The 25,145-nt window shown below is 66.2% G+C and carries 24 protein-coding genes; 10 read left to right on the forward strand and 14 right to left on the reverse strand.

The genetic code is table 11. The annotated features are described in order from the left end of the window. Positions 1 to 97: 97 nt before the first annotated feature. The 3 genes from E3T46_RS11470 to E3T46_RS11480 are packed head-to-tail and all read left to right on the forward strand — an operon-like array spanning position 98 to position 1,463. Positions 98 to 946: an NTP transferase domain-containing protein gene (locus tag E3T46_RS11470; RefSeq protein WP_134578657.1), complete on the forward strand. Its 849-nt coding sequence runs from the start codon at positions 98 to 100 to the stop codon at positions 944 to 946. Between the two features lie 5 nt (positions 947 to 951). After that, positions 952 to 1,224, forward strand: coding sequence for a DUF6457 domain-containing protein (locus E3T46_RS11475; protein WP_134469632.1), 273 nt, complete (start codon positions 952 to 954; stop codon positions 1,222 to 1,224). Beyond that, positions 1,224 to 1,463, forward strand: coding sequence for a MoaD/ThiS family protein (locus E3T46_RS11480; protein ID WP_092448272.1), 240 nt, complete (start codon positions 1,224 to 1,226; stop codon positions 1,461 to 1,463). The genes E3T46_RS11475 and E3T46_RS11480 overlap by 1 nt, the downstream gene beginning before the upstream one ends. A gap of 121 nt (positions 1,464 to 1,584) precedes the next feature. Here E3T46_RS11480 and E3T46_RS11485 read toward each other — a convergent pair whose 3' ends face one another. Together E3T46_RS11485 and E3T46_RS11490 are read right to left on the reverse strand one after the other, a co-directional pair. Then, positions 1,585 to 2,016 (reverse strand): molybdenum cofactor biosynthesis protein MoaE, encoded by a 432-nt coding sequence (locus E3T46_RS11485; protein WP_241980666.1) that lies wholly within the window; start codon positions 2,014 to 2,016, stop codon positions 1,585 to 1,587. A 50-nt stretch (positions 2,017 to 2,066) separates the two neighbouring features. After that, positions 2,067 to 2,582, reverse strand: a complete 516-nt coding sequence (locus E3T46_RS11490) for a MogA/MoaB family molybdenum cofactor biosynthesis protein (RefSeq protein WP_092448274.1) — start codon at positions 2,580 to 2,582, stop codon at positions 2,067 to 2,069. A gap of 356 nt (positions 2,583 to 2,938) precedes the next feature. On the opposite strand from E3T46_RS11490, the gene E3T46_RS11495 reads away from it, so the two are divergent. The 3 genes from E3T46_RS11495 to E3T46_RS11500 all read left to right on the forward strand — a co-directional run bounded on the left by E3T46_RS11495 (position 2,939) and on the right by E3T46_RS11500 (position 5,949). Further along, positions 2,939 to 4,264, forward strand: coding sequence for an MFS transporter (locus E3T46_RS11495; protein WP_134578659.1), 1,326 nt, complete (start codon positions 2,939 to 2,941; stop codon positions 4,262 to 4,264). Between the two features lie 80 nt (positions 4,265 to 4,344). Further along, positions 4,345 to 4,518 carry a hypothetical protein gene (locus E3T46_RS17985; protein ID WP_166790258.1) on the forward strand — a complete coding sequence of 58 codons (174 nt, stop codon included), beginning with the start codon at positions 4,345 to 4,347 and terminating at the stop codon, positions 4,516 to 4,518. A 201-nt stretch (positions 4,519 to 4,719) separates the two neighbouring features. Further along, on the forward strand, positions 4,720 to 5,949 hold the full coding sequence (locus E3T46_RS11500) for an FAD-dependent oxidoreductase (RefSeq protein ID WP_134578660.1): 1,230 nt from the start codon (positions 4,720 to 4,722) through the stop codon (positions 5,947 to 5,949). Positions 5,950 to 6,065: 116 nt separating this feature from the next. Here E3T46_RS11500 and E3T46_RS11505 read toward each other — a convergent pair whose 3' ends face one another. The 7 genes from E3T46_RS11505 to E3T46_RS11535 form a co-directional block, all read right to left on the reverse strand. Next, complete coding sequence (locus E3T46_RS11505) at positions 6,066 to 7,475, reverse strand: dicarboxylate/amino acid:cation symporter (protein ID WP_134578661.1); 1,410 nt, start codon at positions 7,473 to 7,475, stop codon at positions 6,066 to 6,068. 144 nt (positions 7,476 to 7,619) lie between these two features. Then, entirely contained in the window at positions 7,620 to 7,970 is a 351-nt protein-coding gene (locus E3T46_RS11510) for a DUF488 family protein (protein WP_134578662.1), read from the reverse strand. Positions 7,971 to 7,979: 9 nt separating this feature from the next. After that, positions 7,980 to 8,753 carry a respiratory nitrate reductase subunit gamma gene (gene narI / locus E3T46_RS11515; RefSeq protein ID WP_241980667.1) on the reverse strand — a complete coding sequence of 258 codons (774 nt, stop codon included), beginning with the start codon at positions 8,751 to 8,753 and terminating at the stop codon, positions 7,980 to 7,982. 2 nt (positions 8,754 to 8,755) lie between these two features. Then, positions 8,756 to 9,490, reverse strand: a complete 735-nt coding sequence (gene narJ, locus E3T46_RS11520; RefSeq protein ID WP_241980669.1) for a nitrate reductase molybdenum cofactor assembly chaperone — start codon at positions 9,488 to 9,490, stop codon at positions 8,756 to 8,758. Further along, positions 9,487 to 11,187 (reverse strand): nitrate reductase subunit beta, encoded by a 1,701-nt coding sequence (narH, locus tag E3T46_RS11525; RefSeq protein WP_134578663.1) that lies wholly within the window; start codon positions 11,185 to 11,187, stop codon positions 9,487 to 9,489. Before narH ends, narJ begins: the two co-directional genes overlap by 4 nt. Then, the gene (locus E3T46_RS11530; protein WP_134578664.1) at positions 11,187 to 14,951 is read right to left on the reverse strand and encodes a nitrate reductase subunit alpha; all 3,765 of its coding nucleotides are present in this window, start codon (positions 14,949 to 14,951) and stop codon (positions 11,187 to 11,189) included. The genes narH and E3T46_RS11530 overlap by 1 nt, the downstream gene beginning before the upstream one ends. A gap of 106 nt (positions 14,952 to 15,057) precedes the next feature. Further along, a complete protein-coding gene (locus E3T46_RS11535; protein ID WP_134442970.1) occupies positions 15,058 to 15,765 on the reverse strand; it encodes a winged helix-turn-helix transcriptional regulator in 708 nt (235 codons plus the stop codon). Positions 15,766 to 15,932: 167 nt separating this feature from the next. On the opposite strand from E3T46_RS11535, the gene pdhA reads away from it, so the two are divergent. The 3 genes from pdhA to E3T46_RS11550 are packed head-to-tail and all read left to right on the forward strand — an operon-like array spanning position 15,933 to position 19,360. Next, positions 15,933 to 17,009 carry a pyruvate dehydrogenase (acetyl-transferring) E1 component subunit alpha gene (gene pdhA, locus E3T46_RS11540; RefSeq protein WP_134578665.1) on the forward strand — a complete coding sequence of 359 codons (1,077 nt, stop codon included), beginning with the start codon at positions 15,933 to 15,935 and terminating at the stop codon, positions 17,007 to 17,009. After that, positions 17,009 to 18,028: an alpha-ketoacid dehydrogenase subunit beta gene (locus tag E3T46_RS11545; RefSeq protein WP_134578666.1), complete on the forward strand. Its 1,020-nt coding sequence runs from the start codon at positions 17,009 to 17,011 to the stop codon at positions 18,026 to 18,028. Before pdhA ends, E3T46_RS11545 begins: the two co-directional genes overlap by 1 nt. A 9-nt stretch (positions 18,029 to 18,037) precedes the next feature. Further along, positions 18,038 to 19,360 (forward strand): dihydrolipoamide acetyltransferase family protein, encoded by a 1,323-nt coding sequence (locus E3T46_RS11550; protein WP_166790259.1) that lies wholly within the window; start codon positions 18,038 to 18,040, stop codon positions 19,358 to 19,360. On the opposite strand, the gene E3T46_RS11555 is transcribed toward E3T46_RS11550, so the two are convergent. Genes E3T46_RS11555 through E3T46_RS11565 form a run of 3 tightly spaced genes read right to left on the reverse strand, consistent with a single transcriptional unit; the run spans position 19,357 to position 21,672 of the window. Next, positions 19,357 to 19,593, reverse strand: coding sequence for a ferrous iron transport protein A (locus E3T46_RS11555; protein WP_134578667.1), 237 nt, complete (start codon positions 19,591 to 19,593; stop codon positions 19,357 to 19,359). The genes E3T46_RS11550 and E3T46_RS11555 overlap by 4 nt on opposite strands. Then, complete coding sequence (locus E3T46_RS11560; protein ID WP_241978809.1) at positions 19,590 to 20,288, reverse strand: TrkA family potassium uptake protein; 699 nt, start codon at positions 20,286 to 20,288, stop codon at positions 19,590 to 19,592. The genes E3T46_RS11555 and E3T46_RS11560 overlap by 4 nt, the downstream gene beginning before the upstream one ends. Continuing rightward, positions 20,281 to 21,672, reverse strand: a complete 1,392-nt coding sequence (locus tag E3T46_RS11565; RefSeq protein ID WP_134578668.1) for a potassium transporter TrkG — start codon at positions 21,670 to 21,672, stop codon at positions 20,281 to 20,283. Before E3T46_RS11565 ends, E3T46_RS11560 begins: the two co-directional genes overlap by 8 nt. A 328-nt stretch (positions 21,673 to 22,000) precedes the next feature. Between E3T46_RS11565 and E3T46_RS11570 the strand changes: the two genes are divergently transcribed. After that, positions 22,001 to 22,561, forward strand: coding sequence for a hypothetical protein (locus E3T46_RS11570; RefSeq protein WP_134578669.1), 561 nt, complete (start codon positions 22,001 to 22,003; stop codon positions 22,559 to 22,561). Here E3T46_RS11570 and E3T46_RS11575 read toward each other — a convergent pair. Together E3T46_RS11575 and E3T46_RS11580 are read right to left on the reverse strand one after the other, a co-directional pair. Beyond that, on the reverse strand, positions 22,558 to 23,931 hold the full coding sequence (locus E3T46_RS11575; RefSeq protein WP_134578785.1) for an FAD-binding oxidoreductase: 1,374 nt from the start codon (positions 23,929 to 23,931) through the stop codon (positions 22,558 to 22,560). The two genes, E3T46_RS11570 and E3T46_RS11575, sit on opposite strands and share 4 nt — an antisense overlap. A gap of 14 nt (positions 23,932 to 23,945) precedes the next feature. Next, positions 23,946 to 24,659, reverse strand: a complete 714-nt coding sequence (locus tag E3T46_RS11580; RefSeq protein WP_134578670.1) for a phosphatase PAP2 family protein — start codon at positions 24,657 to 24,659, stop codon at positions 23,946 to 23,948. Positions 24,660 to 25,145 lie beyond the last annotated feature (486 nt).

Consider the following 25,145-nt stretch of genomic DNA (forward strand, 5'->3'; position numbering starts at 1 on the left):
TGCTCCTTCCCGTGACCGCGCCCGATACGGTTAGCCGCTATACCGGTTACCGTAGCGCGCACCCATATCGGGCGCGGTCGTACCCAGGGCACGCCTCATGAGCCCACTTCCGGCACTCACCATTGACCTCATCGTGCTCGCGGGCGGGCGTGGCAGCCGCCTCGGCGGCGTGCTCAAACCCGCAGTCGAGGTGGCCGGGCGCACTCTGCTCTCCAGGGTGCTCGACGCCCGACCGGTCGCCCGGCATACCGTCGTTGTCGGCCCGCCCGCAGCGGTGCCCGCCGCCGACACGCCTCCGCTCGCCGCGCACCCCGCACCCTCGACAGGTGCACCTGCACCCGCACCCGCACCCGATCTCGCGTCGAGCACGGCCACGGCACTAACCCCCGCAGCCGCAACGCCCGCAGCCGGTACCGCCACGCCGTCCGCACTGATCTGGGCACTCGAAGACCCACCGTTCGGCGGCCCGGTAGCCGGAATCGCGGCCGGCCTCGCCGCGCTCGAGGCGCACGGCGCAGCACACGTCAAAGTAGCCTGCGAGGCACACGGCGGGACCAAGGTCGAAGCGAACGTTGACGAGCCCGCCACCTGGCTGCTCGTGCTCGCCTGCGATCTTCCGTGGGGAGCGGATGCTGCGCGCCTGCTGGTCACCGCGGCATCCGCTCTGGAGGAGATCGGTGAACAGACCGACGGCGTGCACCTCACCGATTACACCGGCCACGCCCAGTGGCTCGCCGGAATCTACCGGGCGCCCGCCCTGCGCGCGGCCGTGGACCGCCTCGGCGATCGCGTCAACGGCGCCAGCATGCGCAACCTACTGTCGGGGCTGAAGCTCATGGGGCTGATGGACGAATCCGAAACCGGCGTCGACGTCGACACGTGGCAGGATGTTGAGAGCAGCACCGCGCGTTTGACCGGTGTACCCGACGCACGACCCGAGGAGTGACCAGAATGAGTTCAGCACCGCTGCCTCCCGAAGCGCTCGACGACTGGCTGACCGCCCTCGCCGACCGGCTCCAGCTCGATCCGGCCGACGTGCCGGTCGGCGACCTGCTCGACGTGGCCCGCGACGTGGCCCACAATGTGGCCCGGCCGGCTGCACCACTCAGCACCTTTCTGATCGGCCTCGCAGCCGCGAAGAATGGGGGTACCGGTGCCGCAATTGAGGCCGCCTGCGCCGCCGCGAGCGAACTCGCCCTCGACTGGACTCCCGAAAAACTGTGATGGCGACCCTGCGGTTCTTCGCCGGAGCGGCCGAAGCCGCCCAGACCGAAACGGCCACGCTCGATGCCGGCACGATCGGCGAGCTGCGCGCCGAGCTCGGCGAACGCTACGGCAGCGAGTTCGTGCGCGTGCTCGGCCTCTGCTCGCTGCTGGTGAACGGCGCCCGCGCCGCCGATGACACCGTTGCGCTCGCGCCGACCGACACCGTCGACGTGCTGCCGCCCTTCGCCGGCGGCTAACACCCCGTCCACAACCGCGGAGATTTTCGGCTGAACGCCCCGGATCAGCGCTGAAACTGTCTCTTGCGAGCAGATCTCCGCGATTCTGAACGGCACCCGCGAAGTAGCGCTGTCGGCGAGGCTACAAACCGACCCAGGAGTGCGTTCCGTCGACCTCGTATTGCTTCTTCCAGATCGGGACCTCTGCCTTGACGGCCTCGACGAGGGCTTCGCAGGCCGCAAAGGCGTCGCCGCGGTGGGCGCTCGCGACCGCAGCCACGAGGGCGAGGTCGCCGACCTCCAGGTGTCCGATGCGGTGACTGACCGCCAATACGACCAGCGGATGCTGCGCCAACACCCGCTCGGCAATCTCACCGATAATGCGCTCCGCGTCGGGATGCGCGCTGTAGTCCAGGCCCGTGACGCGCCCGAGCGCATCGGGATCGTGGTCCCGCACCTGTCCGATGAACGTCACCACGGCACCGTGGGAAACGCCCGAAACGACCGAAACGTGCTCGGTGACGTCGAGCAGCGACTCGGTGACACGGGCGAAGCCGAGCGATGCGCGGCCCACACCCGAAGAATCCGCGGCCGAGAAATCCGCGTCCGACGCAGGTGCCCCCATCAGTGGTCGCCGCCGTCGAGCTGGTCGATGATGTGCCGCACGAGCGGCGCGAGTATGGCCACACCGTCCCGCACCGCGCCAACTGAACCCGGCAGGTTCACCACCAGGGCTCCGTTGTTGCCGACCGAATCGGCGATGCCGGCTATGCCGCGGGACAGCACCGCGGTGGGAATCGTCGCGACGCTGATCGCGCGCATCCGCTCGGAAATGCCCGGAAGAATCGTGTGCAGCACCGTCGCCGTGCCCTCGGGCGTCAGGTCGCGCGCCGATACGCCCGTGCCACCGGTCGTCACGACCAGGCGGGAGCCGTCAGCGAGCGCCGCCGAAATAGAGCCAGCCACACTTTCAATTCCGTCGGGGACGACCCGGGGCGGCCCGCACGGAATGCCGACCTCGCCGAGCGCATCGACGACGGCCGGGCCGGACCTGTCTTCGCGTTCGCCGCGCGAACAGCGATCAGACACGGTGATCACGACGGCCCCGAGTTCGGCCCCAAGTTTGAGCTGAGTTTTCACCGTTCTAGAGTACCGCGGCCCGCCCGGGGAGAATCGGATGCCGGCGACCCCAGACCCGGTCACGTTGGTCGATGGCGATCTCGGCAAGCTCGATGAACGGAGGGGACGGACCACAGACAGCCTCCAGCCGCGCCACAGCGAGAAGCGGATTCCGGCGACCCCCGACTCAATCACCTTGGTCGACGGCAAGCTCGATCAACGGAGGGGTGCGACCGCGGCCGCGATCGCGCCGGGCCGCCGGCATCCGCTTCGCTCCGAATCATTTTTCACGGCGTTTGCGCGATGCGTCGGCACCGGCAAGCGAACAAGCTGGCTACTAAGCGGGCCTGCTGCCCGACCAACCAGCCGAGGAAACCATGTCAACCGTCTCACCACCACGCGTCACGTCCACGCTGAAGCCGGACCTCTCGAACTGGGATCCGGAAAACGAAGAGACCTGGGATTCACACCTCGCCTGGCGTACCCTGTGGATCACCACGTTCAGCATGACCCTCGGCTTCGCGGCCTGGTATCTGGTCAGCGCGATCGCTCCGCGGCTAAATGACATCGGCTTCGACCTGAGCATCAGCCAGCTGTACTGGCTCGTCGCGCTGCCCGGCCTGGCCGGTGGCCTGCTGCGCCTCGTCTTCATGTTCCTGCCGCCGATTCTCGGCACCCGCATCCTCGTCGCCCTCTCCAGTGCGCTCCTTCTGCTGCCGATGATCGGCTGGACCCTGGTCGCCCGCGACGTGTCGACGCCGTACTGGGTACTGCTCGCGCTCTCCTTCGCAGCCGGTATCGGCGGCGGCAGCTTCTCCGGTTTCATGGCTTCGACCAGCTATTTCTTTCCCAAGCGCCTCGCCGGAACGGCCCTCGGTCTGCAGGCGGGGCTCGGCAACTTCGGCATCGGACTGATCCAGCTGCTCACCCCATGGGTCGTCGGCTTCGGCCTGCTCGGCACCGCGGTGCTCACCCCGGAGAGTGACTCGAACGGCGAACTGGTCTGGCTGCACAACGGAGGCCTCGTGCTCATCCCCTGGGTACTGCTCGCGGTCGCTCTCGCTCTCATTTTTCTACGTAAAGTGCCGATCAAAGCGAACTTTCGGCAGCAGATGGACATCTTCACGGTCAAGCACACCTGGATCATGACGCTCATCTACCTCATGAGTTTCGGCGCGTTCAGCGGCCTGGCGGCCCAAATGGGCCTCATTATCCTCAACGTCTACGGCGACTTCCCCGATGCGCCCAACCCGCTCGCCTTCGCCTTCATCGGACCGGTCGTCGGCGCCCTCGTGCGTGCAGCGTGTGGCCCGCTCTGCGACCGGTTCGGCGGCGCCATCTTCACCTTCATCGGCGGCGCCGGCATGGCCGTCGGCACCCTGGTCACGGTGTTCTTCCTCACCCCGACCAGTGTCGACGAGTTCAAGGGCTTTCTCACCGGCATGATCATCATCTTCTTCTTCTCCGGCCTCGCCAACGCTGGCACGTTCAAGCAGATGCCGATGATCTTCCCCAAGCGCCAGGCCGGCGGCGCGATCGGCTGGACCGCCGCGATCGCCGCCTTCGGCCCATTCATCGTGGGAATGGCCCTCACGGCCATGAGCCCGACCACTTTTTTCATCGGCTGCACGGTATTCTGCGTGCTCTGCACGGGCCTGGCGTGGTTCTACTACGCGCGTCCCGGCGCACCCAACCCGAGCTGACGCTCGACTCCCACCCGGAGCCCCCTCCTCCTCCAGCGGGGGGCTTCGGGTCTTTCCCGGCCCAGGGCCATACTGAAACGATGACCACACACGACGACGCTGAATCGATCGACGATGCAGCAATCGGCGGCAACCCGATCGGTGGCGACCCAGCCTGCTGGCTCGAACAGGTCTGCCCGGAGTGCGGTGCATTCGTTCCGGGCGAGCTGCCCGCCACCTGCTGGCGCTGCGACACCCTGGTCGCGCCGAGCTGAAACCTGGCATCCTCTTTTAAACGGATGCCGCCCCGCGGGCAGCCACCATTGGGCGATGGCGGTCTCGAGCGATCGCGCGGGGATGCGCCGCTGCGCGGGAGGCGCAAGTCCCGCGTAGCGCGCGCGGCCGGCACAGCCGCACCTCGACCAAACCGCCAAACCCTCGTACAGTCAGAGCACACCCCCGAGGAAGGACCACACATGGCCGACCAGCAGAATTTTGTGATTGTAGGGGCGTCCCTCGCGGGGGCGAGCGCTGCCCGAGCCTTGCGCGAAGAAGGCTTCGACGGGGAGATTCACCTGATCGGAGCAGAGGAACACCGTCCGTACATTCGCCCGCCGCTGTCGAAGGACTACCTGGCCGGCACGGCCGAACGCGACTCCGTCTTCGTGCAGAGTGCGAGCTGGTACCCCGACCATGAGGTGCAGCTGCATTCCGGCACCCGGGCGGTGAGCCTCGACCTCAGCGCGCACCTCCTCGACACCGACGACGGCGCGCAACTGAGCTACGACCGGCTGCTCCTGACCACGGGATCCCGGCCGCGACGCCTGACGGTGCCGGGTGCAAACCTCGGCGGAGTGCACTACCTGCGCACCCTCGACCACTCCGACCTGCTGCACTCCGTTCTGGCTGACGGCGGCAAGCGACTCGTAGTCGTGGGATCCGGTTGGATCGGCATGGAGGTCGCCGCAACCGCCCGCACCCTCGGCAACGAGGTCACCATCCTGGAACGCGGCCCGGTACCGCTTGCGGCGGCGCTGGGCGACGAGCTCGGCGACCTGTTCGCGAGCCTGCACGAGCGCAACGGCGTGGTCATCCGTCGCTCCGTGACCGTCGAAAGCCTGGTCGGAACGGATGGCCGGGTCACCGGGGTGCTCCTGGCCGGCGGCGAAACCGTGCCGGCCGACCTCGTTCTGGTGGGCATCGGTGCGGTGCCTAATGTGGAACTGGCCCAGAAGGCGGGGCTCGCGGTCGACAATGGAATCCTGGTCAGCGCGAGCCTGGAGACGAGCGACCCGCACGTCTTTGCGGCCGGCGATGTGGCCAACGCGGAGCATCCGCTTATTGGGCAGCGGCTGCGCAGCGAGCACTGGGCGAATGCCCTGAACGGCGGTCCGGCCGCGGCCCGAGCGATGCTCGGCCAGAGCGTTTCGTTCGATGCCATTCCCTACTTCTATACCGACCAGTTCGACCTCGGCATGGAGTATTCCGGATTCGGCATATTGACCGACGGCGCCGAGCTGGTCTACCGCGGCAACCGGGATTCCCGCGAGTTCATCGTGTTCTGGCAGCAGACCGGCCGCGTCGTCGCGGGCATGAACGTCAACGTCTGGGACGTCAATGACACCGTTCAGGCTCTGATTCGTCGGGGCGAGCCGGTCGATCCCACTCGCCTCGCCGACGAATCCATTCCCCTCGACCAGGTCTAGGCTTCGCTGGTCGAGGCCACCAGTCGGTCGAGGCGCGAGGAACGAGCGGTCGAGACCCACGCATGATCGCGATCGCTCGCTAGCTCGCTCCTCGCTCAACGAGCAGCGCGAGTGAGCTAGGCCCGCGTGTCGGCCAGCTCGCTCGGCGCCGACTCCGCGGCGTCGTCGTCCGTGAACGGCTGCGCGGTGCGCGGGGCGTTGTAGAGCGTCTCGTCCAGGATGCCCTGGCGCTTGGCCACAATCGTGGGCACGAGCGCCTGGCCAGCGACGTTGACAGCGGTGCGGCCCATGTCGATGATCGGGTCGATGGCCAGCAGCAGGCCGACTCCGGCCAGTGGCAGCCCCAGCGTGGACAGGGTCAGCGTCAGCATGACGACGGCGCCCGTGGTACCGGCAGTCGCTGCGCTCCCCAGCACGGAGACGAGCACGATCAGCAGATACTGGGTGAGGTCCAGCTGAATACCGAAGAACTGGGCCACGAAAATGGCGGCGACGGCCGGATAGATCGCCGCGCAGCCATCCATTTTGGTCGTGGCTCCGAGCGGAACGGCGAAGGATGCGTAGGCGCGGGGTACACCGAGGCTGCGCTCGGTCACGCGCTGGGTCAACGGCAGGGTGCCGATGGAGGAGCGCGACACGAACCCGAGCTGCACCGCCGGCCACACGCCGGAGAAGTACTGCCTCACGGACAGCCCGTGCGATTTGATCAGCACCGGGTAGACGACGAACAATACGAGTACCAGGCCGATGTAGATGGTGACCGCGAACTTGCCGAGCGACCCCATGGTGTCCCAGCCGTAGACCGCAACCGCGTTGCCGATCAGGCCGATCGTGCCGAGCGGCGCGATTCGAATGATCCACCAGAGCACCTTCTGAATAACCGCCAGAGCGGATGCGTTCAGGTTGAGGAAGGGTTCGGCCAGCTTGCCCACCTTCAACGCCGCGATTCCCACAACAATGGCGATGACCAAAATCTGCAATACGTTGAAGCTGATGTTGGTGGTCGCGGTGCCGTCAACGACGCTGGTGCTCGCGCCCAGACCGAGGAAGTTCTTCGGGAACAACCCGGTCAAAAAGGCCCACCAATCGCCGGTTCGGCCGGAGTACTCGCCGGTCTCGGCCATGCCGGTTCCGGCACCCGGTTTGATCAGAACGCCCAGGCCGATACCGATCACAACGGCGATCAGCGCGGTAATGGCGAACCAGAGCAGGGTGTTCCAGGCCAGCTTCGCCGCGTTGGATACCTGGCGCAGATTGGCGATGGAGCTGACCACGGCCGTAAAGATGAGTGGCACGACGGCCGCCTGCAGGAGCGAGACGTAGCTCGATCCGATGATCTTCAGCGTGGCGCCGAGACCGGTCGGGCTCTCTTCGGTGCTACCGGTGTATTTGGCGAGCAGCCCCAGGCCCAGGCCAATAATGAGTGCGGCGATGATCTGAACGCCGAAGGAGCGTACCCATTTGGGGATTCTGCTGGTGCTGACGCGATCTGCTGAAGTCACTAGTACGACACTTTCTGTTGCCATTCGTGGTACCGCGCACGCTCGACTGCCCCGTTCCCCGGGCCGGCCAGTACTCGTCGAGGCGAGTGTTCGCGTGTGGGCGGCTCTAGCTTCAAGCCCAAATGGCGGCGCACTATTCCGCTTCGGCACATTGTGGCGATACGTCGGTTACTCCGCGAGGTACTCCGCGAGCACTCGAGCGTGGTTCACGTGCGGGTCCTTGGCTCCGTAGACCAGGGTTGTGACACCCTCGGCGATGAGCGCGCGCAACGCCGCGACCGCCACCTGGGTCGCCGCCACAGAGTCGAGTTCGGCGCGATAACGCAGCGCGAACTCATCCATTCGCTCCGGGTCGTGCTTCCACCAGGTGCGCAGCTTCGGCGACGGCGCGACATCTTTGAGCCACTCGTCGAGCTTGGCGCGTTCCTTCGAGACACCGCGCGGCCAGAGTCGATCAACCAGCACCCGGCACCCGTCGTCAGTGGATGCCTCGTCGTACGCCCTCTTAATACGCACCATGAAAACAGCCTACTTTCGTGTGCGTTCGAGCGGGCGTTCGCTCTTCTCCCAGCCGCGCCGCGGCGGCCGCGACCCAGCACCGCGGGGGTCATCGCGCGAACGGTAAACCACGTAAGGGCGAACGAGGTAGCCGAGCGGCGCCGAGAACACGTGCACCAGCCGGGTGAACGGCCAGAGCAGAAACAGCGTCGTCGCGGTGAGTACGTGCAGCTGAAAGAAGAACGGCACGTCACTCATGAGCGAGGGATCGGGCTGAAAGCCATACAGCGAGCGGATCCACGGCGAAATCGACCCACGATAGTCGTAGCCGCCGCCGAAGATTTGGTACAGCACCGTCGCCGTGGTGCCACACAAGATCGTGCTAGCCAGGAACACGTACATGACCTTGTCCATGACCGTCGTGACGAGCAGCACCCGCTTAGTCAGGCGTCGCCGGTAGATCAAAATGGCGAGGCCAGCCACCGTGAGTACGGCCGCGAATGTTCCCAGCCAGGTCGCCCCGAGGTGATAGATATGCTCGGTCACCCCGAAGAACTCGAGCCACGGCTTCGGGATGAACAGGCCGACGACGTGCCCGCCGATCACCATGAGCATGCCGTAGTGGAACATCGGCGAGCCCCAGCGCAGCAGCCGATTCTCGTAGGTCTGGCTCGATCGCGACGTCCAGCCGAACTGGTCGTAGCGGTAGCGCAGCAGGTGCCCGACCACGAACACGCCGGAGGCGGTGTAGGGAAAGGCGACCCAGAGCAGGTAATCCCAGGCGGTCATACTCTCGGTACCCATTTCTATCTGGCCTCATTCGCGTGCACGGAAAACGGCTTCAAATTGCCGAGGTAGGTCATGCCGACCGTCTCGGTCGGCGGCCCCTCGTTGACGAGGTCCAGGTAGCGTTCGCGGGTTTCATCATCGATCTCGGGCAACGACAGCGACACCGCGCGCACCAGGTGCGCGTACGGGCTGTCGAATTTCTCCAGCGCCGTACGCAATACCTCGATGCCGTCGCGGTGCGCGGCGAGTAGTTCCTGAGCGATCGGCGAGTCCGACAGCGCCGAGAACTCCAGCACCATCGGCAGATAGTCGGGCAGTTCGTCGGCGTCGACCTGCCAGCCGGCCGCCCGATACGCCTCGACAAAACGCACCAGCGCCATGCCGCGGCGACGAGTATCGCCGGCCGCGTAGTAGGTGAGGTACGGGCAGCATTTGCGCTTCAGATCGAAGATCGCGGTGAAATGGGTGGCGAGCTCCTGCTCGCTCCAGCCGTCGATCGCCGTGAAGAACGCGTCGAACGCCTCCCGCAGCGGGTCGGGCAGTTGAATAACGCCTGAACGCACCAGCGAAAACTGCCGCTGCCGCTGGGGCGTGGGGTAGTCCAGCAGAATCGACGCCGCCATGTGCGCGATAACGCCGTGCTCGGGCGTGAGCGGCACGGCGGCCATGAACGGCGGGGCCACCTTCGGCGCCCGAAAGCCGAAATTCACCCGCGCAGCGAGTGCCGCAGGAAGGCGGGTGGCGGCGCTCATGCCGCGCTCCCGGCATCCGCTTTGGGCGGGAACATGCCCTTCGGCACCCCGCCACCATTCCAGTTGAGCAGGTTGACCCGGTCAGGGGTCACCGGGCGGGTCTTGATGATCGGCGAGTCGCCGACCATCTGGTTGTAGTTGTCGACGGTCGCGTTCAGCGGCATGCCGGGGGTATTGCCGTACGGGCCCGCGGGGCCGGCGTCGCCGCCTTTGTGGGGGCCAGCGTGCTCGCGCGGGCCGCCCATGCCGGGGCCGCCATCATTGTCGAGTGAGCAGCCGAGCTCGTCGAGCTCCCGCGCGGTCTCAACGTGCGCCTTCGGAATGACGTAACGGTCTTCATACTTGGCGATCGCGAGCAGCCGGTACATGGCCGTGATGGTCTCGCCGGTCATGCCGACAGCGTTCGGGATGCGCTCGTCTGGCTCGTTGCCGAGGTTGATGCCCCGCATATAGGCGCGCATCGCGGCGAGCTTGCGCAGCGACAGCTCGACCGGAACGACGTCGCCGGCCGAGAACAGCCCGGCGAGGTATTCCACCGGGATGCGCAGCTTGTCGATCGCGGCGAACAGGGTGCGCGCGTCTTCACCGTCGCTGCCGGAGTTGCTGACGACGTCGACGACCGGGGACAGCGGGGGGATGTACCAGACCATCGGCATGGTGCGGTATTCCGGGTGCAGCGGCAGGGCGATCTCGTACTCGGAGATGAGCTTGTAGATGGGGCTGTTCTGGGCGGCTTCGATCCAGTCGTCGGCCATGCCGTCCGCCTTGGCGGCGGCGATGACCTCGGGGTCGAACGGGTCGAGAAAGCAGGCACGCTGGGCGTCAAGCAGGTCGTGATCGTTTTCGATCGAGGCTGCTGCAAGTACGGCATCGGCGTCGTAGAGCATGAGGCCAAGGTAACGCAGACGTCCGACACAGGTTTCGGAGCAGATGGTGGGCTTTCCCTGCTCGATCAGCGGGTAGCAGAGCGTGCACTTTTCGGCCTTGCCCGTTTTGTGGTTGAAGTACACCTTCTTATAGGGGCAGGCGGAGACGCACATGCGCCAGCCGCGGCATCCGTCTTCGTCCACAAGCACGATGCCGTCTTCTTCACGCTTGTACATGGCTCCGGAGGGGCAAGCGGCGACGCAGGCGGGGTTCAGGCAGTGCTCGCAAATGCGCGGCAGGTAGAACATGAAGGTCTCTTCGAACTCCATCTTCACCTTCTCGCTCATCGTGGCGAGAATGGGGTCCGAGCTCGCGGTCTCCTGTGAGCCGCCGAGGTCGTCGTCCCAGTTACCCGACCACTTGATGTCCATGTTCTGGCCGGTCAAGAGCGACTTCGGGCGCGCGACCGGGCTTTGGATGCCGGCCGGAGCGGTCGTGAGCATGTCGTAGTCGTAGGTCCACGGCTCGTAGTAATCGTCGATCTGCGGCAGGTTGGGGTTGTTGAAGATCTGCGAGAGCTTCTTCAGCCGCCCGCCGGCCTTAAGCTGCAGCCGGCCGCGCTTACCCCGCACCCAGCCGCCCTTCCACTTGTCCTGGTTCTCGTACTCGCGCGGGTAGCCGAGGCCGGGCCGCGTCTCCACGTTGTTGAACCAGGCGTACTCGACGCCGGTGCGGTTGGTCCACACCTGCTTGCAGGTGACCGAGCAGGTGTGACACCCGATGCACTTGTCGAGGTTCATGATCATCGACATCTGGGCCATGACGCGCATTAGTAGTCCACTTTCTGGCTGCGACGACGAATCACGGTGACCTCGTCGCGTTGGTTCCCGGTCGGGCCGAGGTAGTTGAAGGCGAACGACAGCTGGGCGTAGCCGCCGATCAGATGGCTGGGCTTTAAGAGGATGCGGGTGAGCGAGTTGTTGGTACCGCCACGCATACCGCTGGTTTCGGCCACCGGCACGTTGATCGTGCGGTCCTTCGCGTGATACATGTACACCGTGCCCTCCGGCATGCGGTGCGACACGATCGCCCGCGCCACGACGACGCCGTTGCGGTTGTACGACTCGATCCACTCGTTGTCGCGCACTCCGATCTTGTCGGCGTCCTGCGGGCTCATCCAGATGGTCGGCCCGCCGCGGGACAGCGAGAGCATGAGCAGATTGTCCTGGTATTCGGAGTGGATCGACCACTTCGAGTGCGGCGTCAGGTAGCGCACGGCGACCTCCGCGTGTCCGGTCGGGGCCTTACTGGTGGCGCCGACGATCGAGTCGTCGAACAGGCGGTGCATATCGAGCGGCGGCCGAAAGATCGGCAGCTGCTCACCCAATTCGATCATCCAGTCGTGATCGAGGTAGAAATGCTGGCGTCCGGTGAGGGTGTGCCAGGGCTTCAGATGTTCGACGTTGATGGTGAAGGCGCTGTAGCGGCGACCACCGTGCTCTGAGCCGGACCATTCCGGGGAGGTGAGCACCGGGACCGGCGCGCCCTGGACATCCGGGTAGCTGAATCGGCGGCCCTCGTTGTCGCTGGCCAGCTGGGCGAGTTTCACGCCGGTGCGTTCCTCGAGCTGCCGAAAACCCTGGGTGCCAAGGCGGCCATTGGTGGTCCCCGACAGCGCGAGCACCATTTCACAAGCGTGGATCGCGGTCGACAGTCGCGGACGGCCGGCGGCCGGGCCGTCAACCACGAGACCATTCTTCTTGCCGAGGTAGGCGACCTCAACGTCGGGGTTGAATTTCACTCCCTTGGTGACCATGCCTTCCGCGGCGGTGAGCGGCCCGAGCGCGCCAAGCTGCGCGGCGAACGCCGGGTAATCGCGTTCCACCACGACGAGCTTCGGCATGGTGACGCCGGGGATGAGTGGCTGGTTGTTCAGCACGGTGCCGTGCGGTGTGGCCATGCCGTCGGGGGTGTCGTGTTGCAGAGGCGCTGCGACCAGGTCTTTGCGCACGCCGAGGTGCGTGACGGACATCTCGGAGATCTTGGCGGCGAGCACGTGGAAGATGTCGAAGTCGGTCTTCGCCTGCCAGGGCGGCGCGATCGCGGGGTTGAACGAATGAATAAACGGATGCATATCCGTCGTCGAGAGATCGTTTTTCTCATACCAGGTGGCTGGCGGCAAGACCACGTCACTGTAGATCGTGGTGCTCGTCATGCGGAAGTCGCTCGTGACCAACAGGTCGAGCTTGCCTTCCGGCGCGCTCTCATGCCATTTCATGGTCTGCGGGCGGCGCACCGGCATGGACTCGACGGCGCGCACGGCGGACGGCGCTCCGAGCAGGTGCTTGAGAAAATACTCGTTGCCCTTGCCCGAGGAGCCGAGCACGTTGGCCCGCCACACCACGAGCACCCGCGGAAAGTTCTCGGGCGCGTCCGGGTCTTCGCAGGAGAACTCGAGCGAGCCGTCCTTCAACGAATCGACGACGTACTCGGCCGGTTCCTGGCCAGCGGCGATCGCGTCGTCGACCAGGTCGAGCGAGTTGCGGTTGAAGGTGGGGTAGCTGGGCATCCAGCCGCGCTTGGCCGATTCGACCATGGTGTCCGCGGTGGTGCGTCCCTTGAATATCCCGGCGCCGAGCGGGCTGGCGAGGGTGTCGGCGCTCAGGCCGTCGTAGCGCCACTGGTCGGTGGCGAGGTAGAAGAAGCCGGTGCCGATCATTTGGCGCGGCGGCCGCACCCAGTCCAGTCCGAAAGCGTACTGGCCGTACCCGGTGAGCGGACGCACCTTTTCCTGGCCGACATAGTGGGCCCAGCCGCCGCCATTCACGCCCTGGCAGCCGGTCATGGTGGTGAGCGCGAGAAAGGCACGGTAGATGGTGTCGGAGTGGAACCAGTGGTTGGTGCCGGCGCCCATCAGAATCATCGAGCGACCCTCGGAGTCCTCGGCGTTTTGCGCGAATTCGCGTCCGATGCGCGCGGCGGCCTGCCACGGCACCGAGGTGATCTCCTCCTGCCAGGCTGGAGTGCCGGGGGTGGAGGCGTCGTCGTAGCCGGTGGGCCACTCCCCCGGCAGTCCGTCGCGGCCGACGCCGTACTGAGCGAGCAGCAGGTCGAACACGGTCGTCACGAGCACGCCGGCGACCTCGCGCACGGGCACGCCGCGGCGCACGATGCCGGCGGCTCCGGCGTGCTGCTGGGCCTCCTGCTGCCCGGCCGGGCTGTCAACATCGGGCGTTTCGTCGAAGCGGGGCAGGTCGATCGCGACAGAGCGACCGTCGTAGTCGGGGGCATCCGCTATGGAAAGGAGTGGGTCTCGACCCTCGAGGTCGAGGTTCCATTTGCCCTTGTCGGCCTCGCTGAACCGGTGTCCGATCGACCCGTTCGGCACGAAGGCCTCACCGTTCTCGTCGAGCATGACCGTCTTGAAGGCTGCGCTTGAAACGGATGCGTCGGTGCCAGGCAGCGCGTCGGCCGTCAGAAACTTGCCGGGAACCCAGGCATCCTGGCGCGGAACGAGCGCGATCAGGTAGGACGAGTCGCTGAACTTCTTCATATAGTCGACGAAGCGCGGGGTGCGGCGGTCGACCAGAAACTCCTTGAGCACGACGTGGCCCATGGCCAGGGCGAGGGCACCGTCGGTTCCGGGGTGCACGGCGAGCCACTCGTCGGCGAACTTGGAGTTGTCGGCGTAGTCGGGCGAGACGGTGATGACCTTCTGGCCGCGGTAGCGGGCCTCGACCATGAAATGCGCATCGGGGGTGCGGGTGACGGGAACGTTGGAGCCCCACATGATGAGGTAGCTGGAATTCCACCAGTCGGCCGATTCGGGCACGTCGGTCTGGTCGCCGAACACCTGCGGGCTGGCGACGGGGAGGTCGGCGTACCAGTCGTAGAACGAGAGCATGGTGCCGCCGAGCAGCGAGATGAAGCGGTTGCCGACGCCCTGCGACACGATCGACATGGCCGGAATCGGGCTGAAGCCGACGACCCGGTCTGGCCCGTACTGCTTGATGGTGTGCACGTGGGCGGCGGCGACGATTTCGGCGGCTTCGTCCCAGCTGGCCCGAACCAGGCCGCCCTGGCCGCGGGCGCTCTTGTACTGGCGGGCAGTTTCGGGGTTGCCGGTGATCTCAGCCCAAGCCAGCACGGGGTCACCGAGGCGGGCCTTCGCTTCGCGGAAGAGGTTCAGCAGTACGCCGCGAACGTAGGGGTACCGCACCCGGGTGGGCGAGTAGGTGTACCAGCTGAACGCGGCGCCGCGGGGGCAGCCTCGGGGCTCGTATTCGGGTGAATCGGGGCCAACACTCGGATAGTCGGTCTGCTGGGTTTCCCAGGTGATAATGCCGTCCTTGACGTACACCTTCCAGGAGCAGCTGCCGGTGCAGTTCACGCCGTGGGTGCTGCGCACCTCTTTGTCGTGGGTCCAGCGGTCACGGTAGAACGCGTCGGCGGCGCGGCCGCCGGTCTTGAACACGCTGCGCAGGTCCTCGCTGGTTTCTGAGCTGCGCAGAAAGCGACCGAGCTTGAGCAGCGAATCGGCGACCGGACCGTCGATACCGGGCTTGCTGGTGGTGCTCGTTGTGCGTGTTTTCACGGCTGCCCCTTGCCTGCCGGGGAATGCCGAAGCGCTATTCCCCCTCAGAACGAGCTAAGCCGCTGCCCCCCGCGGCCAACAACCGCAAACCACCGGTAATAATGTTTTACCCCGGTTCGCGAGAGCGCAAAAAGTGCCCGTTTGAGGTGTCCAATCGGGCACTTTTTGCGCTCTCGCGTTCAGCAGGAAGGGGAGCCACGTCGATCACGCAGAGGTGCGGGGCGTCGATGAGGTTCAGGCCGACCGCGCGAAGGGGGCCGTCGGCCTGCTCCAGCACTCCTTGAATCAACCGGTAGTGCACGCCGCAGACCTCGGGGTGATCCTTGACCATCTCCGAGTACGGGCAGTCGTGCAGGTTGACCTGTTCACCGTTGGCGGCGACGCTCGCGTCGAAGCCGGCCTGATCCAGGTGGTCGTCGAGGGCATCGAGCTGACGCCGGGCTGCGGGGCCGGTGCAGCCGGCCAAGGCGGGCTGGCCTGCAGGAAGAAGCAGCAGCATCCGTCTCAACTGCTCGGCACGCTCCTGCGCGGCCTCGATCTTGCGGGCGCGAATCGAACCGAGTTCGGTACTGACCCCGCCGGCGGCACTGTAGAGCATCTTCGGGCGACCCTTGCTGTCGCGCGGCTCGGGCGCACAGGTGACGAAACCGTCGTTGATCAGGCGATCGAGGTGTTCGCGGGCAGTGTTGGGGTGCAGGCCAGCGGCTTCGGCGAGGTCGTTGACCGTCATCGTTCCGCGACTTTGCAGCTGAAAGAGCAGGTTCATGCGGCTCAGACTGGCGAGCGTTTTGTAACTCGGAGGTTGGGCGGCCATGACTCCATTATGACCTCCCAGGCGTGAATCAACTGCAGCGGGCAGCAGCAGAAACTGTCACTTCCTCTCCCTCCCGCCGCAGATTCTCCGACTGAGCGGCTGGGAAGCAAATCATTCAACGCAAAGTAATAGTCTTAACATACGAAATACGCAGGAAGTGGGACCACATGGCGGCAAAAGCCCGCACGCGACCAAAGGCAGTAGTCGAGTCCACTGGCGGTGAACCCGCAGACACCCTGCGTGACTATTACGAACGGATGTCGCTGGTGCGGGCCTTCGAGCTGCGCTCCAGTGAGATGTATGCTCGCGCCAAAATCGGCGGCTACTGCCACCTGAACCTCGGCGAAGAAGCAACAGTCGTCGGCCTGATGGCCGCCATCGAGTCCCGCGACTACCTGTTCACCGGCTACCGCGACCACGGCTACGCCCTAATGCGCGGCCTCTCGCCCGAGCGCGTGATGGCCGAGCTGTTCGGCAAGGTCACCGGCGTCTCCGGCGGACGCGGCGGCTCGATGCACCTGTTCGACGCCGAGGCGCGCCTGCTCGGCGGCTACGGCATCGTCGGCGGGCAGATTCCCCCGGCCACCGGCGCCGCGCTCGCCCTGAAATATCAGGAAACGGCCGGCCCCGACGCTGCCGCCGTGATGTGCCTGCTCGGCGACGGCACCACCAACATCGGTGCGTTCCACGAATCGCTCAACCTGGCCGGCCTGTGGAAGCTTCCGATCGTCTACGTGATCGTCAACAACGGCCTCGGTATGGGAACGACGGTGGAGAAGGCATCCGCTGAACCCGATCTGTACAAGCGTGCCGCGTCCTATCGCATGCCCGGTATCCGGGTCGACGGGGATGACGTTCTCGCCGTGCGCGATGCCGCCCGCGACGCCCTGAAGCAGGCTCGCGAATCCCGCCAGCCGGTGCTGCTCGAGGTCATGTGCTACCGGTTGCGCGGCCACTCCGTGGTCGACCCGGCCCGCTACCGCTCACCCGAAGACACCACGATCGCCCAGCGGTCCGACCCGGTGCCGAGCTTTCGCACCGAGCTGATCGCCTCCGGCGTGCTCAGTGAAGCGGATGCCGCCGCCATCGACGAGGCCGCCGACGTGCGCGTTTCCGAGGCGGTCGTGTTCGCCGACGAGAGCCCCGAGCCCGAGGTCGCCGACCTGTTCAAGTATGTATACGCAACCCCGGTGGCGAATGCGCCATCCGCTTTGCCCGGAGAACCCGTTATGGACGCACTGTGATGACTACCGAAGTAGCAACAACCCGCACGATCACCTACCGCCAGGCCCTCAATGAGACCCTGCGCGCCGAGCTCGAGCGTGACGAGAAGGTCTTTCTGGTCGGCGAAGAGATCGGGGTGTTCGAGGGGTCATACAAGATCACCGCCGGACTGCTCGAAGACTTCGGACCCGATCGGGTGCTCGACGCCCCGATCGCCGAGGAGGGGTTCGTGGGCGCAGCCCTCGGCGCCGCGATGCTCGGCATGCGGCCCGTGGTCGAGATCATGACCATCAACTTCAGCCTCATCGCGATCGACCAGATCGTGAACCACGCCGCCAAAATGCGCTCGATGTTCGCCGGCCAGGTCTCCATTCCGCTGGTCATTCGCATGCCCGGTGGTGGCGGCCAGCAGCTCGCCGCGACCCATTCGCAGAACCTCGAGGTCTGGTACGCGCACATTCCCGGGCTCAAGGTCGTCGCCCCGTCGACCCCGGCCGACGCGAAAGCGCTGCTGACCGCGGCGATTCGCGATGACGACCCGGTGATCTTTCTGGAGAACCTTTCGCTGTACAGCGCCAAGGGCGAGGTTCCCGACGGCGAACAGGTCGCCGAAATCGGCAAGGCCGCCGTCGTCAAAACCGGCACCGACCTCACCATCGTGAGCTACTCGCGCGGCACCACGACCGCCCTCGAGGTGGCCCATCAGCTCGAAGCCGAGGGCCTGTCGATCGAGGTCGTCGACCTGCGCAGCCTGCGTCCGCTGGACCGCGACACCATCTGCGCCTCGGTGAAGAAGACCGGCCACGCCGTGGTCTTCGAAGACGACTGGCTCAGTTACGGCATCGGCGCTGAGATCTCGGCGACCATCGGCGAGGGCGTGTTCGATTTTCTCGACGCCCCCGTGCGCCGCGTCGCCGCCGCCGAGGTGCCGTTGCCCTACGCCAAAGCCCTCGAGAAGGCCGCGCTTCCCAGCGCCGCCGACCTCGCCAAGGTCGTGCGCGAAGTACTCAACATCTCAACTACCCCGAACGACAAGTAGGAGCCGGCCATGCCCGACGTCATCATGCCCCGCCTCTCCGACACCATGGAGGAGGGCGAACTCAGCCGCTGGATGAAGCAGGTCGGCGACGAGATCCACAAGGGCGACGTGCTCGCCGAGATCGAAACCGACAAAGCCACGATGGACCTTGAGGCCTTCGACAACGGCGTCCTCGAGCAGCTGCTCGTCGTCGCCGGCACTCTGGTGCCGATCGGCGACGCAGTCGCCCGCATCGGCGACGGCAGCAATATCGTCAAGGATGGCGCGACACCCGCTGCGCCGGTTGCGACGGCTGCCCCGGTTGCGACCACTGCCCCGGTTGCGACCACTGCCCCGGCAGCGGATGCCGCAGCTCCGGCTGCACTGCCCGCCGCATCAGCCCCGGCCCCCGTCGCGGTGGCTCCGACCACTCCCGCCGCACCGGAGGCTCCGGCCGCGACGCCGACGCCGACCGGCGAGCTCCGTACCTCGCCGCTGGCCCGCAAGATCGGCCGCGAGCATGGAATCGACCTGCACACGATCGCGGGCACCGGGCCGCAGGGCCGTATCACCCGCACCGACGTTGACACGGCGATCCTGGCTCAGGCATCCGCCGCATCCGTTCCGGTGCCGGTAGCCGCTGCGGCAGCCCCGACCGCCGTTTCGGCCGACTCGGTCTCTGTGCCGGTCAGCCGCATTCGCGCCGTTACGGCCCGCCGCCTCACCGAGAGCCAGGCCGTGCCGCACTTCTTCCTGACGAGCGTCGTCAACGTGGAACGTCTCGTCGCGTTCCGCACCGACGTCAACGCTTCGCTCGAGACGGTCGGCAGCAAGGTCAGCCTGAACGACCTGTTCGTGCGCGCCTGCGCTGTCGTGCTGCGCGCGCACCCTGAGGTGAATGCATCCTGGGGCAATGGAGTCATTCTGCGCCACAACCACGTGAACGTCGGCGTGGCCGTCGCGACCGACGACGGACTGCTCGTTCCAGTGGTGGCCGACGCCGACCAGAAGTCGCTCGCCGCCATCGCCACCGAGACGCGCGCCCTGGCCGGGCTCGCCCGTACGGGCAGCCTGTCCCTGGCGCAGATGTCTGGTGGAACCTTCACCATCAGCAACCTCGGCATGTTCGGCATCGACTCGTTCACCGCCGTACTCAACCCGCCGGAGGCCGGAATTCTGGCGATCGGCGCGGCCACCGAGGTCCCCCAGGTGCGCGATGGCCAACTCGTCAGCGTGCCCATGGTCAAGATCACCCTGACCGTCGACCACCGAGTGCTCGACGGGGCCGTCGCGGCCGCGTTCCTGCGCGACCTGACCCAGCTGCTCGAGGAGCCGCTGCGCATCGTTCTCTAACCCGGGCTACCCCGGCGCTCGCGCGGCGCTGGCGCCGGGGGAACTTCTTTGGCGGCGACGACGTCGGCCATGAGCAGAGTCACCAGTCCGCGCTTGGTTTCCACCGAAACGGATGCCGCGCTGCGGCTTCGCAAAAACCCGAGCGCGTCCGTGTAGCCACCGGGGATTCGCGTGCGCACGACGACCCGGGTGCTGAGCGGGGCATCCGCTAGAAAAGCGAACGGATCGCTCACCGCATCAGGCTGTACTTTTCGACCCGCGCCGACTCCCCGGCGATCAGAATGATGTCGCCATCTTCGATCACCGTGTCGAGCGAGGTGTAGCTCCAGCCCACGCCAGGCCGATGAAACGCCGTCACGGTCACACCGTAGCGGGCGCGCACCTTCGCCTCGCCGAGCGGAACCCCGATCAGCGCGCGCGGCGGCGCCGTTTTCACGAGCGCGAAGTTCTCACCGATCTCGATGTAGTCCTGCATGGCACCGCGCACGAGGTGCGCGACCCGCTGGCCCATATCTTTTTCGGGGTAGATAACGTGATTGACGCCGAGTTGGGTGAGAATTTCCCCGTGCGGGTCGCTGACGGCCTTGGCCCAGATATTCGGAATGCCGAGCTTGAGCAGCAGGGACGCGGTCAGAATGTTCGCCTGAATGTCACCGCCGATAGCCACCACCACGCTCGAGAAGTCGGGCACCGAGAGCTCGCGCAGCGTTGCCTCCTTGGTCGAGTCGGCGCGCACCACGTGCGTGAGCAGCCGGTTGTGCGCCTGCACGATTTCTTCGTCACCGTCGATGCCGAGTACCTCGGTGCCGCTCTTCATGAGTTCGAGGGCCAGGGAGCTGCCGAACCGGCCGAGGCCGATGACGACGACCGATTCGGCTTCGGCCAGGCGGGCCGGGTCACGATGCCCGAACAGCGAATATTTAGCCAATGATCGGCCTTTCCTTGGGGAGTTCATAGGTGGTGTGCCGTTCGCGCAGGGCGATAGCAGAGCCGATGGTGATCGGACCGAGACGGCCGACGAACATGAGCAGGATAAGAATGATCTGCCCCTCCCAGGGCAGCCCGGCAGTGATTCCGGTGGACAATCCCACGGTCGCGAAGGCGCTGATCGCCTCGAACAACAACGCGTCCATTGAGATATCCGTCATGAGCATGAGGGCCACGGTCGCGGCGATGATCACGCCGACCGCGAGCAGGGCGATCGTGATCGCCTCCCGGTGCACCGCCCGGGAGAGCCGCTTGCCAAAAACGTTGACGGCAACCTCGCCGCGCAGCTCGGTCCAGACGATGAAGAACAAGACGGCGAAGGTCGTGATCTTAATGCCACCGGCGGTTCCGGCCGGGCCACCACCGATCAGCATGAGCACGTCCATTCCGAGCAGGCTCGCCGAATCCATCTGGCCAATGTCGATGCTGTTGAAACCCGCGGTGCGGGTCTGCACGGACTGAAAGAAGCCGGTCAGCAACTTGCCGGGCCAGTCGAGCGGCCCGAGCGTATTCGGATTCGACCATTCAACGGCGGTGATATATACCGTTCCGAGACTGAGCAATGCGATCGTGCCGGCCACGACGACGCGGGTGTTCATGGTCCAGGTGCGAATCGACCAGGCACTCTTTGACCGAGGATGCCGCAGCTGCCGCCGCAACTGAACGATCACCGGAAACCCCAACCCACCCAGGATGACGGCGGCGCTGATCGGCAGGCAGATCCAGGCATCCGTTGAAAAACCCATCAGGTTGTCGCTGAACAGGGCAAAGCCGGCGTTATTGAAGCTCGACACGGAGTGGAACACTCCCAACCAGACGGCCCGGCCGACCGGTTCGCCGTAGCCGACCATGAAGCGCACGGCCAGCATGATCGCGACGGTCAGCTCGATGACCAGCGAGATGCGCACAACACCGAGCACGAGTCCCTTGACGTCTTCGAGACCGACACTCTTGGTTTCGGCGGCGGCCGTGATGCGCGAGCGCAGCGAGAGTTTGCGGGCGATTGCCAAACCGACCACCGAGGCGAACGACATAATACCGAAGCCGCCGATCTGGATCAGCCCCAGAATCACGATCTGGCCGAACGGCGTCCAGTAGACCGCCGTGTCGACGACGGTCAGACCGGTGACGCAGACGGCGCTCGTGGCGGTGAACAGCGCCTCCATGAAGGACGCCCCGCCGGGGCCGACGCGGGAGTTCGGCAGCATGAGCAGCGCGGTGCCAACCAGGATGGTCAGGGCAAAACCGGTGACGACGACTTGCGCCGGGTGCAGGCGATACCGCTTCGATGTGTTGCCGCGTTCGCGGACGGCCCGTGAGTGCACAGAGCCAACTCTACGCGGGGAGTCCGCGCTGGCTCGGACATGCAGGAATGTGGGGCGTCAGGCCCCCCGGGCCTGACGCGTGGGCGGACCCGGGCCCCCGGGCCCACCTTGTGAACCCGGGCCCGGTTTCTAAACTGGGCCCGCATTCCGAGCCCGGGCCCGGTTTCTAGACTGGGCCCGCATTCCGAGCCCGGGCCCCGTACAGGAACGTGCCGGCCTCGATTGTGCGGCAGTTATTTGTAGTCGGTTTGACGGGCTTCGTCTAGCCCCCAACTTCGGTCGGCGACTCCGACAACAAGTGCGCAATACTCAACCTGGGGGATCGACAATGACGATAAGTGATGAGGTAGAACCGGCGCAAATACGTGTGCTGCGACCGCGGGAGCGCATCGTTTCGCACGCGATCATCGCGGCGCTCGCCCTGTTCATCCCGCTCTTTCTCGTGTTGTACTGGCTGTCCATTCCTCGCCAGACCTGGCCGTTTGTGCTCGAAATCCAATGCGGGTTCACCGCCCTTGGTGTGATCTTCGGGCTCGGAGTCAGCAAAATGGCCCTGCGCGTCACCCCCGACCGACTATCGGTTCGGAGTCCGCTCGGTCGCGAAACGCACCTCGCCACCGCCGATATCGGCAGCGTGGTGCTGGTCGAGCTCTATCAGAGCGGGACGGCCGATTGCCTGCCGCACCTGTATTTGCTTGATGCTGCCGGCGATGTGCTCGTGCACCTGAGTGGCCAAATCTGGTCGCGGTCCACGATTGAGAGTGTGATCGACCAGCTCGGTGTCGCTGTGCTGCGCCCACCCGACCCGCTGACCGTGGCCGAACTCGGCCAACTGCGGCCTCAGCTGGTGCGCCGCCTGGCGCGACACGCAGCCCGGCTGAACGGCTAGTGCCCGCGCCCCGACACCACATCGGCCACCCGCGCGAGCGGTGACGTCGTGCGGCGGCCGGTCAGCTCGGTGCGGTCGGCGAGCGAGTAAGCCCGATAGAGCGCCGTGACCGCGAGCCAGCGCAGCGGTTCCGGCTCCCACGGGCGCACCCGATGGTTCACCCAGGGCAGTTCGGTGAGCGAACTGCTCCGGCCGAGAATGAGGTCGGCCAGGGTACGGCCGGCCAGGTTCGTGGTCGCCACCCCGGTGCCCACATAGCCGCCGGCCCAGGCCAGTCCGGTCTGCGGGTCGAGACCGACGGTCGCGGCCCAATCCCTGGGTACACCGAGCACGCCCGACCACGCATGATCGATGCCGGCGTCCTTCGTCGCCGGGAAGAAGCGCACCAGAATCGCGCGGAGAGCGTCGATGGTAGCTTGCGGGGTCTGGCCGTCGGCATCCGTTTTCGAACCGAATCGGTAGGGAACCCCGCGCCCGCCGATGGCGATGCGGTCGTCGATCGTGCGCTGCGCGTACATGTAGGCGTGCGCCATATCCCCCAGGGTTTCCCGGCCCGACCAGCCAATCTTTTCCCAAACGGATGCGTCGAGCGGCTCGGTCGCGATCAGCGACGAATTCAGGGGAAGCCAGGTGCGATGCAGCCCCTTGAGCGTGGCCGTGAAGCCCTCGGTCGCACGCACAACGAACGCGGCGTCGACGGTACCGTGTTCGGTCACCGCCTGGTTAGCCGCGATCTCGCTCACCGGGGTGTTCTCGTAGAGCTCAACGCCGAGCGAAACGACCGTGCGGGCCAGTCCGGCCACGAGCTCCGCCGGATTGATGCGGGCGCAGTGCGGATGCCACATACCCCCGGTCATTCCCGCCACGTTGATGCGGTTTTGTGCCTGGGCCCGCGAGAGCACCTCGACGTCGGTGTGCGCCCAGGTCTGCTCGGCCCGGGCGGCAGCTTCGAGGCGGTGCTGCTGCGGGGCATCGTAGGCGACGGTGAATTCGCCGCCCTTGACGATGCCGGCGTCGATGCTCTCCGCTGCGGCCACGCGGATGACCTCGTCGACCGTGTCGTTCATCGCGGCCTGAAAGTTTTCAACCGCCGGGCGGCCGTGGTGCTTCAGGTACTGGTCGCGGCCACCGGTGATCGAGTTGGTGAGCCAGCCGCCGTTGCGTCCAGAGGCGCCGAACCCGGCGAAACGGGCTTCGAGCACCACAATGCGTAGCTGCGGCGCCGCCTTCTTGAGGTAATACGCGGTCCACAGTCCGGTATAGCCGGCGCCGACAATGACGACGTCGGCCCGGGTCGACCCGGGCAGGGGCGGCCGCGGCGCTGGCTGGCCGAGCTGGTTCCACCAGAACGAGACGTCGCCATTGCGCACCGGGGTCACTCGAGTCACGATTGCGCTGCCTTCTTTCGGTCTCGTTCAAGCCGCAGCCGGGCGGCGAGTGCGCGCTCGCCATCGAGCTTCGCGGCGACCGGAGCCCACAGCACAATTGCAACTCCGGAACCGATCAATAGCCCGCCGATGGTGTCGGTCAGCCAGTGCACGCCGAGGTAGGTACGGCTGAGTAGCATGACGATCGTGTACGCGGCACCGGCCAGGGCCACCCACAACCGCGGAAAGATGATGGCGAGGCACACCGCCATGGTCGCCGCATTGGCGACGTGGCCAGACGGAAAGGAGCCAAAATCGGACGTGACCAGCATGTCTTCCGGTCGGGCACGGCCAAAGACCTGCTTCAGGACTTGCACAGCGCCGGCACTGACCACGGTCGCCACGAGATAGTAGCCGGCCGCCCACGGACGTTTGATGAACACGATGACCACGGTGATGACGATCGGCACGATCAGCACGCCGAACAGACCGCCACCGAGGGCGTTCATGAACAGCGACGGAACCTCCCAGATCGGAGAGCGGTGTTCGATCACCTCACCCATCCACTCGGTGTCGAGCTCGAGGGCGAGTCCGTTGGCACGCACGACGACGACGAGGCCAAGCAGGGCGGCCAATGCGACGGCAGCTATCCCGCTGATCACAGGCCAGCGGCGAGAGATGCGGCGCGCTGCGGGGTCGGCGGCACGCTCCGGAGACTTCGGGTTCGTCATCCCGCCATCGTAGAACAGCCGCTCCGGATTGGGCCATCGGCGGGCCGGACCCGCGCCATCCGCTTCCCCGAATCTGTACCCGGATGTGCACCCCCGCACCGGCACCGGGCCCGGGCCCGGGCCCGGAACGCGGGCCCAGGCTAGATCATGGGCCCGCGACCGTAAGGTGCGCCCCGCCCGCGTGCTCCCGCAAATCTTGGGCGCGCTCCCCGACGGGCCGGACCCGCGACATCCGCTCCCCTGAATGTGAACCCGGATGTGCACCCCCGCACCTGCACCGGGCCCAGGCTAGATCATGGGCCCGCGACCGTAAGGTGGGCCCCGCCCGCGTGCTCCCGCAAATCTTGGGCGCGCTCCCCGACGGGCCGGACCCGCGCCATCCGCTCCCCCGAATGTGAACCCGGATGTGCACCCCCGCACCTGCACCGGGCCCGGGCCCGGAACGCGGGCCGAGGCTAGATCATGGGCCCTCGACCGTAAGGTGCG

The sequence above is a fragment of the Cryobacterium sp. Hh11 genome, from assembly GCF_004404045.1.
In the GTDB taxonomy this organism is placed as follows: Bacteria; Actinomycetota; Actinomycetes; order Actinomycetales; family Microbacteriaceae; genus Cryobacterium; species Cryobacterium levicorallinum.

Coding starts and splice junctions, on each gene's coding strand:
- narH (WP_134578663.1), bottom strand. CDS start 11,187: ATGCGCGTCATGGCCCAGATGTCGATGATCATGAACCTCGACAAGTGC.
- narJ (WP_241980669.1), bottom strand. CDS start 9,490: ATGAGCGCCGCCACCCGCCTTCCTGCGGCACTCGCTGCGCGGGTGAAT.
- E3T46_RS11505 (WP_134578661.1), bottom strand. CDS start 7,475: ATGGCAACAGAAAGTGTCGTACTAGTGACTTCAGCAGATCGCGTCAGC.
- E3T46_RS11475 (WP_134469632.1), top strand. CDS start 952: ATGAGTTCAGCACCGCTGCCTCCCGAAGCGCTCGACGACTGGCTGACC.
- E3T46_RS11495 (WP_134578659.1), top strand. CDS start 2,939: ATGTCAACCGTCTCACCACCACGCGTCACGTCCACGCTGAAGCCGGAC.
- E3T46_RS11480 (WP_092448272.1), top strand. CDS start 1,224: ATGGCGACCCTGCGGTTCTTCGCCGGAGCGGCCGAAGCCGCCCAGACC.
- E3T46_RS11500 (WP_134578660.1), top strand. CDS start 4,720: ATGGCCGACCAGCAGAATTTTGTGATTGTAGGGGCGTCCCTCGCGGGG.
- E3T46_RS11550 (WP_166790259.1), top strand. CDS start 18,038: ATGCCCGACGTCATCATGCCCCGCCTCTCCGACACCATGGAGGAGGGC.
- E3T46_RS11580 (WP_134578670.1), bottom strand. CDS start 24,659: ATGACGAACCCGAAGTCTCCGGAGCGTGCCGCCGACCCCGCAGCGCGC.
- pdhA (WP_134578665.1), top strand. CDS start 15,933: ATGGCGGCAAAAGCCCGCACGCGACCAAAGGCAGTAGTCGAGTCCACT.
- E3T46_RS11510 (WP_134578662.1), bottom strand. CDS start 7,970: ATGGTGCGTATTAAGAGGGCGTACGACGAGGCATCCACTGACGACGGG.
- E3T46_RS11535 (WP_134442970.1), bottom strand. CDS start 15,765: ATGGCCGCCCAACCTCCGAGTTACAAAACGCTCGCCAGTCTGAGCCGC.
- E3T46_RS17985 (WP_166790258.1), top strand. CDS start 4,345: ATGACCACACACGACGACGCTGAATCGATCGACGATGCAGCAATCGGC.
- narI (WP_241980667.1), bottom strand. CDS start 8,753: ATGGGTACCGAGAGTATGACCGCCTGGGATTACCTGCTCTGGGTCGCC.
- E3T46_RS11570 (WP_134578669.1), top strand. CDS start 22,001: ATGACGATAAGTGATGAGGTAGAACCGGCGCAAATACGTGTGCTGCGA.
- E3T46_RS11545 (WP_134578666.1), top strand. CDS start 17,009: ATGACTACCGAAGTAGCAACAACCCGCACGATCACCTACCGCCAGGCC.
- E3T46_RS11470 (WP_134578657.1), top strand. CDS start 98: ATGAGCCCACTTCCGGCACTCACCATTGACCTCATCGTGCTCGCGGGC.